This is a genomic window from Haladaptatus sp. W1 (assembly GCF_001723155.1).
Lineage (GTDB): Archaea > Halobacteriota > Halobacteria > Halobacteriales > Haladaptataceae > Haladaptatus > Haladaptatus paucihalophilus.
The window spans coordinates 1-9025 of record NZ_MEIH01000338.1 but is presented as its reverse complement, the minus strand read 5'-3'; the positions used below and the strand labels follow the sequence as shown (position 1 = coordinate 9025).

The window sequence follows — 9025 nt, the reverse complement described above, 5'->3', positions numbered from 1 at the left end:
TTCTTGAGCGTCGAAGCGTGGGGCGAACCGGGTATCGTCTGCTCGAAAGCCAACGCCAGTTTCGACCAGAACCTGTTCCTGCTCGACCCCGAGTCGGGCGACTATCGGAAACTCACCGACGACACCGATGCCCGGTATCACGACGTGACGTTCGGTCCCGACGACGACCTCTACTGCGTGACGAACCACGGCGCGGACACCGCGTACGTCGCCCGTCTCGACCTCGATGACGGCACGCCGACGGTCGTCGAGGAGGCCGGGGACTGGAACGTCTCCCACCTCTCGCTTCACGGCGGAACGGGCCGGGTGGTGTGGGTGCGAAACGTCGACGGCTACTCCGAGGTTCACGCCGGACGACTCACGGCCGAGGACGACATCGAACCCCTTTCGACGCCCGACCTCCCCGATGGCGTCGTCTTCGCCGCGGAGTTCGGTCCCGACGGCGACTGTGCCATCTCGATGAGTCGGAGCGACGACCCGAAGAACGTCTTCGTCCTCGACCCGGACACCGGGAGCGCCGAGCGATGGACGAACTTCGGCACGCTCGGCATCCCCCGCGAGACGTTTCTCGAACCAGAAATCGTGCGGTACGAATCGTTCGACGGGCGGGAAATCCCGGCGTACTGGACGCTTCCGCCGAACGCCGAACCGGGCGAAACCCCCGTCATCGTGGATATCCACGGCGGGCCGGAACACCAGCGTCAGCCGTGGTTCTACCCGACGAAACAGTATTTCCTTCAGCAGGGGTACGCCGTTCTCGAACCCAACGTTCGCGGCTCGTCGGGCTACGGCACGGCGTACACGCATCTGGACGACACGGACAAGCGAATGGATTCGGTCGCGGACATCGAGGCGGCGGTCGGATGGCTCCACGAACGGGACGCCGTGGACGCCGACCGAATCGTCGCCTACGGGCGCTCCTACGGCGGTTTCATGGTCCTTGCGGCCATCACGGAGTATCCCGACCTGTGGGCGGCCGCCGTGGATTTCGTCGGCATCGCCGACTTCGAGACGTTCCTCGAAAACACGGGCGAGTGGCGGCGGAGTCACCGCGAGCAGGAGTACGGGTCGCTCGAAAACCGCAACCTGCTTCGGAGCATCAGTCCGATTCACGAGGCGGAGCGAATCTCCTGCCCACTGTTCATCCAACACGGCGCGAACGACCCGCGCGTCCCGGTCGGCGAAGCGAAGCAGATAGCCGAGAGAGTCCGCGAGCGCGGCGTCCCCGTCGAAACCTGCATCTTCGAGGACGAGGGCCACCACACCACGTCGCGCGAGAACCTCATCGAGGAGTTCGAGCGTATCGCCGCCTTCCTCGACGAACACGTGTAGGACGCTCGTCGCCGTGAATCGCCCGAGTAGGCGGTGCCTACCGAGTACAATCGCTCCCATCGACGAAAATACAGGATTCGATTCGCTTCAACCACCGTTCGCCCTCGTTTCTTTTTCGACCACTGGAATTCGTTTTTCGCTCGTCGGTCGAACACGCCGCCGTCGTGCCTTTCTTGCCACGTCGAACGAGACAGAATGTCTACACAATAGTCAGTACCCCTCGCGTCGAACCCCGATGCGGAGTGGATTGGGGTGGGACATATCAGTACGACAGTGACTGTCGCGTATCTTCGAGAGGTAAACGAATGACGGCGTTGTGGAACGAGCGGTCCCGTGCGGTGTTCGTCGCCGCCGGGTTGGGGTTCGGCGGGTACGCCTTCGCGGTCGTCGTGGTGCTCTTCACGGCGCTCGTGCTTTCGGTCGGCGGAATCAACCTCCTCTCCCGTCCGACCCTGTTGGTCGCCGTTTCGATAGTGATGGGTCAAGGCGTCTCCTTCGGCCTGTTCGCGCTGGCGTACCTCCGCTACACCGGACGCGGCCGTTCGTACGTCGGGGTCCGCTTTCCGACGCTTTCGGACCTCGGGTGGACCGTCGGCGGGTTCGTCGTCTTCTACGGCGGCCTCATCGTCGTGTCGCTCGTGCTCACGACGTTCGGGATACAGTCGGCGCAAAACGAACTCGCCAGCATCGGCGAGCAGGACCCGCGGGTGTTTCTCCTGTTGATTCCGCTCTCGTTCCTGCTCATCGGTCCCGGCGAGGAACTGCTGTATCGCGGCGTCGTACAGGAACGACTCCGCGAATCGTTCGGGCGCTGGCCCGCCATCGCGTTGGCGAGCCTCATCTTCGCGTTCGTCCACTTCTTCTCGCTCCAGGGGGCGGGGAAAATCGTCTACCTCGCCATCCTGTTCGTCCTATCGCCCGTCCTCGGGGCGGCTTACGAGTACACCGGCAACCTCGTCGTCTCGGCGCTGATTCACGGCGCGTTCAACGCGCTCCAGTTCGCGCTGGCGTACCTGATGGTGACGGGGCAGTTGCCGTCGTAAGTCGTTACTCCTGTCCTTGCCAGCGCACGATGAGGAACTCGGTGTAGCCGCCGTACGCGATTTCGAGCGATCCGATCCACCAGTTCCACCGCTCGGGAAGCGACATGTCGTCCGGCGCGTCGTCCAAGTGGCCGACGATGGCCCCTGCGGTGAGGTCCATCCCCGAGTGCTTTCGGTACCGCCCGGAATCGGATAGGTCCCGGGCTTCCCGAACGACGACTCTCCGCGCACCCTCGGGTGCGTCGAACCGTTCGCGCAATCGTCGGTCGAGTTCGGTCGGGTTCATTTTAATAGCGCCCTCCGCGTTTTTCCACCCATGCCGACAGTCTTCGCGGTGGACGAATACGAAGCACAGGAGTACGACGCGGTGCTCGTCCAAGAGAACGCAGTCGTCTGTCTTAACGCTGACCCGGGACTCGTCCGCGTCATCCCCTTCCAGAAGGTGAACCACGTCGATGCCGACCCCGAGTTGCACCTCTCCAGTTCCGAAGTTCCGGAATCGTTCTTCGGCGGCGCGGAGTACGCGTTCGTGGACGTATCGAAGTTCGACCGAATCGAGCGTCATCTGGAGGATATCGAGAGAGAGCAGTACTGACCGGTTACAGTTTTGTCCATCTCGTATCGGTGTTGCCCATCGGCAAGTGCCAGCGCTGTTCTGCGACCAACGGGTCGCGCCGCCGGAGTTCGATCCGCGCGTCGAACAGCGGCGACAACCGAGCGACCTCGCTCGAGTCGTCCGGAACGGGGAGATGGACGTGTCCGATACCCTTGACGCCGCGGATGAGCGCCATCACCGTGCGGAGAAATCGCGTCACTGCGGCGCGGTCGTTCGTTTCGAGCAGTCGTTCCAGCGAATCGATGCTGACCCGGAGTTCGGCGGGCGAAAGCCCCGATGCGCTGTGGTCGAAATGGCCGACCGCTCGAAGGAGTTCCGCGCGGATGTATTCGAGTTCGGTTCGCCCCTCGTCACGTTCGGCCGAGGCGTCCGTCCCGACGTCGGTCGGGGTGATGACGCGGACGTTGGGGTCCTCTCGTTTCACCCCCGGCGGGAGTCCGCCGTCGATGTCGGCGGTGGTCGTCCGGGTCGCAACGAGGACGTGTTTCCGGTCGCAACACGGGTCACCCGAAAGCCGACGTATCGCCTGTAGCGTGACGCTCCGCGCCACCGCACCGGTTATCAGCAGGACACAGCCCTGCTGTTTCAGTTCCCGCAACGTGGCCCCGAAATCGCGTTCCCCATCGTCCCGGTATTGGTTCCGCACGAATGATATTCTTCGCTGACCGTTCATACTTCGAGACTATAATTCTTGTTGTTTAAATTTTATTTTTTGTCATTATTGATTCGATGAATTCTTCCTGTTCACGTCGGGTACGTATCGTTTCCATCGTCATGGCGACTGTCATTTTCGTCCGTGCCTTCTTCGACCGTTTCCGGTTCCGGTTTCGCGTCCGTTTCGTCCGGCGTCTCCGTCGTCGGTTCCGTCCCGTCGTCCGCCGGTTCGCTTGTCACCTTTTCGTCCGTCTCTTGTGTCGAGTCCTCGCTTCCCGTCGCGTTTCCTGTCGCGCCTTCCGTCGTTTCGGTTCCGTCCCGTCGTCCGCCCGTCGCGCTCGTCACTTCGCTCGCCTGTATCGGGTTCCCCTGCATCAGGTCGGGAAGGACGACGCGGTTGAACTGGACGAGTAGCACGAGCAACAGCGGCCCGAGAAAGAGTCCGTACCATCCGAACAGGAGGGGGCCGAAGATGTACGCGAACAGCATCAACCCGACGTGCAGTTCGCGTCCCGTGATGTACGGGCGGATGATGACCTCGGCCACGAGGTCGATGACGACGACGAACAGCGCGACGAACGCCACGGGGAACCAGAGGGTCCGCGGCCCGACGTCGAACGACCGAACGACGAGGTACGCCGTGATGGGAACGTAGACCAGTTTCGTCCCGACGACGGGAACGAGGCTGGCGACGCCGGTCAACAACCCCAGCAGGGTCGGCAGCGGGACCGAAAGCCCGGACGGCGCGAAGATGTTGGCGAGGTTGTACACCACCGCGGCGGCGAGTCCGACGACGAATGCGTTGAGGATGTTGCCGAAATATACCGTCTGCAGGCTCCGGTCAACCGCCTCGACGTAGGTGTACGCCGTGCTCCGCTCGCCGCCGATATCGCTGACGAACCAGCGAACCAGTTTGTCGTCGTCCCGAAGCAGGTAGAAGGCGAACGCGAGCGCGACGAACAACTGCAGAAGTCCGGTCCCGAACGCCGCCACCACGTTCGCGGCGGTTGTGAGCAGTTCCGGACCGCCAAAGCGCATGAACTCCCCCTGACTCTGCTGGGCCAGTTCGAGGATTCGTTGCGGATGGACCGTCAGCGACGACAGGTCGAAATACGGCCGGAGCACGCCCTCGTACCCCTGCAACGACTCACCGGCGATTTCGGCGACCTCGACCGCGCTCACGGCGACCGCGTAGGAGACGAGGAGCACGACGGGGAGCGCGACCGTCACCAGCGCCGCGGCCGCCGTCAGCCCCGGATGGCCGAGTCGGTGCTCCAAGCGGTCGTATATCGGCCGCGTCGCGTAGTACATGAACAGGCCGAGCACGAACGTCCCTTCAAACGAGTAGAATACGAACAGGACGACGACGCCGAGAACAAGGCCGACCACCCACCACGCGAGGCGCGACCGCCCTTGCAGTAGCGTTAGATTTTCATCCATCGTATCGTTGGGTCCCCACCCATTACCGTCCGTACGCGGGCCGACGCTATATCGGTCGGGGTCCCCGAAAGACCACCTCGACTTTTATCCGGGCAGGTTGTACTGCCACCGATGTACGAACGGATTCTGGTTCCGGTCGACGGGGGAAGCGAATCGCGGGAGGCGGTGAGCCACGCGCTCGACATCGCCGACAAATACGACGCGACGATGTACGTCCTTCACGTCGTCAGCGAACAGTTGGTCGGCGACGCGGAGGAACTCGAAGCGGCGGGCGAACAGGTCACCGACGAAATTGTCGAGCGGGCGACCGAACACGGCGTCGATGTCGTCGCCGACGTCACCGACGGTCGTCCGTCCGACCGCATTCTCGGCTACGCCGACGAACGGAACGTCGACCTCATCGTGATGGGGACGCACGGTCGAACCGGCGTCGGCAGGGTGCTCCTCGGGAGTGTCGCCGAGCGCGTCGCGCGCCACTCGGACGTTCCCGTCCTGCTGGTTCGGTCCGCCGGTGTGCGAACGGTCGAGTCCGCCGAGCAGGCGACCGGCGTCGCCGGCGACGCCCTCGCGGCCGAGGGGTACGACGACGTGTCCGTCACGGAGCAACCCTACCGGGCGGCCAACACCTGGATAGTTCGGGCGTCGGCGGAGGGTGAGACGTTCAACGTCCACGTGGACCCGGTGACGGGCGAGACGAGCGTGGCGCGCATCCGCCCGCGGGACTGAGCCGCTTCGTTCATTCGGTTCGTTCCCGTCCGGGCGTCGCCGGGTGCCGCCGTTTGTGGTGGGTTTCGACGTGGCCGTTGACGATTTCCCAGACCGTTTCTATCGGGATGTCGAGTTCCTCGGCGACCGTCTCGGCGCGATACCGGCGGTCCACCACGTAGTGAAGCACGGCGTCGATGCGGTCGTACGAGGCCCCGAGTTCGTCTTCGTCGGTCTGTTCGGCCCACAGCCCCGCAGTCGAGGGTTTTTCGACGATACGGCAGGGAAGCCCGACGTGACGTGCGAGCGCCCGAACCTCCGTCTTGTAGAGGTTTGCCAGCGGTAGCAAGTCACAGCCGCCGTCGCCGTGTTTCGTGAAGTAGCCGAGCAGTCGCTCCGACCGATTGCCGGTTCCGAGGACGAGTTTGGACTGCGTGTTCGCCGCGTAGTAGAGACAGGTCATGCGCAGTCGCGCGGTGGCGTTGCCGAGCGCGCGAATCCGTTCGTCGCGGTCCTCGTCGCCGACGAGGAGGTCCTCGAAACAGCGAACGAGCGGTTGGAGGTGGATTTCCCGGTAGTCGATGCCGAGCGCCTCGGCCACGGTCAGCGCGTCGTGACACCCCGCCTCGGCGGTCAGGTTGCAGGGAAGCAACAGCCCGAACACGCGGTCGGGTCCGAGCGCGTCCACCGCGAGGGACGCCGCCAGCGTGGAATCGACGCCGCCGCTCATCCCGACGACGACGCCGTTCGCGTTCGACCGCTCGACGTACTCCTCGATGAACAGGGTGACCTGCCGGTACGTCGCCGCCACGTTCTCCTCGTCGGTCAGCAGTTCGGTCGGTGGGAGGGTCGATGTCGTCACGTTTTCACCTCGTGGTAGCAGGGACACCCCCACATTCGTCCACGCCGAGCCGTCTTGTTGGGGAGATATTGTCTTTCGAGGCGGATTTTGGAAACGTTTGGGCTCGTATTCACATCTAATCGAAACATTCTGGCACTATAAAACGCTTCTCGTGTGTGAATTCATACTTTTTGGATTGTGTTTTAGGTGTTTAATGACAGCCTCATCCACCACTCAAAATCACTGTGCACGTCGAGGCGCACCCTCTCAATTAATAGCAAAATAATTTCCTTTTCATTTGTTGACGAACGTCCGGTTATTCACTTTTCAAACGCTCACTCCTGGACGCTTTATGACCTTATACAGAATATATCTGATTGTAAACTGACCGCACGTCAACAACTATCAGTACAATCGGACATTCGTAAACGCTTAGGTTTATGTTCTTCTGAATCACGATTCTACACCGTGACTTGGACTACAAATGCGGTGGAAATAGGTGAAAAGGTAAACAATTCGGCTGTGTTGGACCGTTCGGGACTGACCGAGGAGCGTGGTCGCTGATGGTCGATTTGAACGCCATCGCGTCGGGCGTCAACAGCGTGTGGGTGCTCACCGTCTCGTTCCTCATCTTCTTCATGCAACCGGGCTTCGCCATGCTGGAGGCCGGACAGGTTCGTGCGAAGAACGTCGCCAACGTGCTGATGAAGAACATGATGGACTGGTGTCTCGGCGTCCTCATCTACTTCCTCGTCGGCTCCGGAATCGCATTCATCGCCGGTGGACTCACCTCGTCCGGGGGATTCTCGTTGGCGTCGGCGTTCGCCTACGTCAACAACCCCGACGATTGGGTCAACTGGCTGTTCGGTGCCGTCTTCGCCATGACCGCCGCCACCATCGTCAGCGGCGCGGTCGCGGAACGGCTGAAGTTCAAGGCGTACCTGTTCTACTCCATCGCGCTGACGGCGGTCATCTACCCCGTCGTTCAGGGCTTCGCGTGGGGCGGCGGCCTGCTCTCCGCGGGCGGCTACCTCGGACAGGCCGTCGGCTCCGCCTTCGGCGTCGCGGGTGGCGTCGGGTACATGGACTTCGCGGGCGCGACCGTGGTTCACATGCTCGGCGGCATCGCCGGACTCGTGGGCGCGTACATGGTCGGCCCTCGTCGCGGTCGCTTCGACAAGGACGGCAACAGCGTTCCGATTCCCGGCCACTCGCTGACGCTCGTGATGCTCGGCACGTTCATCCTCGCCTTCGGCTGGTACGGCTTCAACGTCGGGACGCAGGCGAGTGTTCTCTCCGTGGAGAACGGTGCTCTCCAGTTCGCGGGTGCCACGCTCGGCCGCGTCGCGCTCAACACCACCCTCGGAATGGGTGCGGGCGCGGTCGCCGCCGCGCTGACGACGACGTACCTCGAAGGCAAGCCCGACCCGCTGTTCACGGCAAACGGCCTGCTCGCTGGCCTCGTCGCCGTTACCGGTGCGGTTCCGCACGTCACGTGGTTCGGCGGCATCGCGCTCGGCCTCATCGCGGGCGTGCAGGTCCCGCTCGTCTACCGCTGGGTCGTCGATACGCTCAAAGTCGATGACGTGTGCGGCGTATTCTGTGTCCACGGGAGTGCGGGTGCCATCGGGACGTGGCTCATTCCCGTCTTCGCCGTATCGGGCTTCTCGCTCGCCCAGTTCACCATGCAGACCCTCGGTATCGCGGTCATCACCGTCTGGACGCTCGTCACGACCTCCCTCATCTTCAAGCTCGCCGACGTGACCGTCGGCCTGCGCGTCGACGAGAAGGAAGAACACACCGGACTCGACAGCTCCGAACACGGCATCGTCGCCTACCCCGAATTCGTCGAATCGTTCGACGAAACCGGCGGCGGTTCCCCGACTGGGACCGCGGACGGCCCCGCACTGGCGGACGGAGGTGAGAACAAATGAGCGCCGACTCCGGAATCGAGATGGTCGTGGCCATCATTCGCCCCGCTCGACTGGAGAACGTCAAGCGAGCGCTGGTCGAAGCCGGTGCGCCGAGTCTGACCGTCACGAACGTCTCTGGGCGGGGTAGCCAACCCGCGACGAAGAGCCAATGGCGCGGCGAGGAGTACGTCGTGGACCTCCACCAGAAGGTCAAAATCGAGTGCGTCGTCGCCGACACCCCCGCCGAAGACGTCGTGGAAGCCATCCGCGAGGCCGCCTGTACCGGCGAACCCGGCGACGGGAAGATATTCGTCCTCCCCGTCAGCGACGCCTGTCAGGTCCGAACCGGGAAACGCGGCCCGGACGCGGTGTAGCCCGACCTTCGTTCCGAGGAACCGTTTTTCGACTGTGCAACCGTGCCCGCTCTCCGCCGTTCGTCGTCCGTCTCGTTTTTCGGTCCGTCGTCCGATACCGACGAGGT

Annotated in this window: 10 protein-coding genes; 6 read left to right on the top strand and 4 right to left on the bottom strand. The window is 63.1% G+C overall.

Going from position 1 to position 9025, the window contains the following annotated elements; all coding sequences use genetic code 11:
* The coding region (locus tag BG842_RS19640; protein WP_069452104.1) for a S9 family peptidase at positions 1 to 1332 on the top strand (1332 nt) is incomplete at its 5' end.
* Positions 1333 to 1637: 305 nt separating this feature from the next.
* Positions 1638 to 2375, top strand: a complete 738-nt coding sequence (locus tag BG842_RS19635; protein WP_007980592.1) for a CPBP family intramembrane glutamic endopeptidase — start codon at positions 1638 to 1640, stop codon at positions 2373 to 2375.
* Positions 2376 to 2379: 4 nt separating this feature from the next.
* Here the strand turns inward: BG842_RS19635 and BG842_RS19630 are convergent, their stop codons facing one another.
* Complete coding sequence (locus BG842_RS19630; protein ID WP_069452101.1) at positions 2380 to 2661, bottom strand: hypothetical protein; 282 nt, start codon at positions 2659 to 2661, stop codon at positions 2380 to 2382.
* A 30-nt stretch (positions 2662 to 2691) separates the two neighbouring features.
* On the opposite strand from BG842_RS19630, the gene BG842_RS19625 reads away from it, so the two are divergent.
* Positions 2692 to 2970 carry a hypothetical protein gene (locus BG842_RS19625; RefSeq protein ID WP_069452100.1) on the top strand — a complete coding sequence of 93 codons (279 nt, stop codon included), beginning with the start codon at positions 2692 to 2694 and terminating at the stop codon, positions 2968 to 2970.
* Between the two features lie 4 nt (positions 2971 to 2974).
* Here the strand turns inward: BG842_RS19625 and BG842_RS19620 are convergent, their stop codons facing one another.
* Complete coding sequence (locus BG842_RS19620) at positions 2975 to 3637, bottom strand: hypothetical protein (RefSeq protein ID WP_254663318.1); 663 nt, start codon at positions 3635 to 3637, stop codon at positions 2975 to 2977.
* Positions 3638 to 3735: 98 nt separating this feature from the next.
* Positions 3736 to 5085 (bottom strand): AI-2E family transporter, encoded by a 1350-nt coding sequence (locus BG842_RS19615; protein WP_069452099.1) that lies wholly within the window; start codon positions 5083 to 5085, stop codon positions 3736 to 3738.
* A 111-nt stretch (positions 5086 to 5196) separates the two neighbouring features.
* On the opposite strand from BG842_RS19615, the gene BG842_RS19610 reads away from it, so the two are divergent.
* Positions 5197 to 5811, top strand: a complete 615-nt coding sequence (locus BG842_RS19610) for a universal stress protein (protein WP_069452098.1) — start codon at positions 5197 to 5199, stop codon at positions 5809 to 5811.
* Between the two features lie 10 nt (positions 5812 to 5821).
* Here BG842_RS19610 and BG842_RS19605 read toward each other — a convergent pair whose 3' ends face one another.
* Positions 5822 to 6652, bottom strand: a complete 831-nt coding sequence (locus BG842_RS19605) for an NAD+ synthase (RefSeq protein ID WP_254663317.1) — start codon at positions 6650 to 6652, stop codon at positions 5822 to 5824.
* A gap of 542 nt (positions 6653 to 7194) precedes the next feature.
* Here BG842_RS19605 and BG842_RS19600 point away from each other — a divergent pair.
* Positions 7195 to 8565, top strand: a complete 1371-nt coding sequence (locus tag BG842_RS19600; protein WP_069452097.1) for an ammonium transporter — start codon at positions 7195 to 7197, stop codon at positions 8563 to 8565.
* Entirely contained in the window at positions 8562 to 8918 is a 357-nt protein-coding gene (locus BG842_RS19595; RefSeq protein WP_007980604.1) for a P-II family nitrogen regulator, read from the top strand. The genes BG842_RS19600 and BG842_RS19595 overlap by 4 nt, the downstream gene beginning before the upstream one ends.
* The last annotated feature ends 107 nt before the right edge of the window (positions 8919 to 9025 follow it).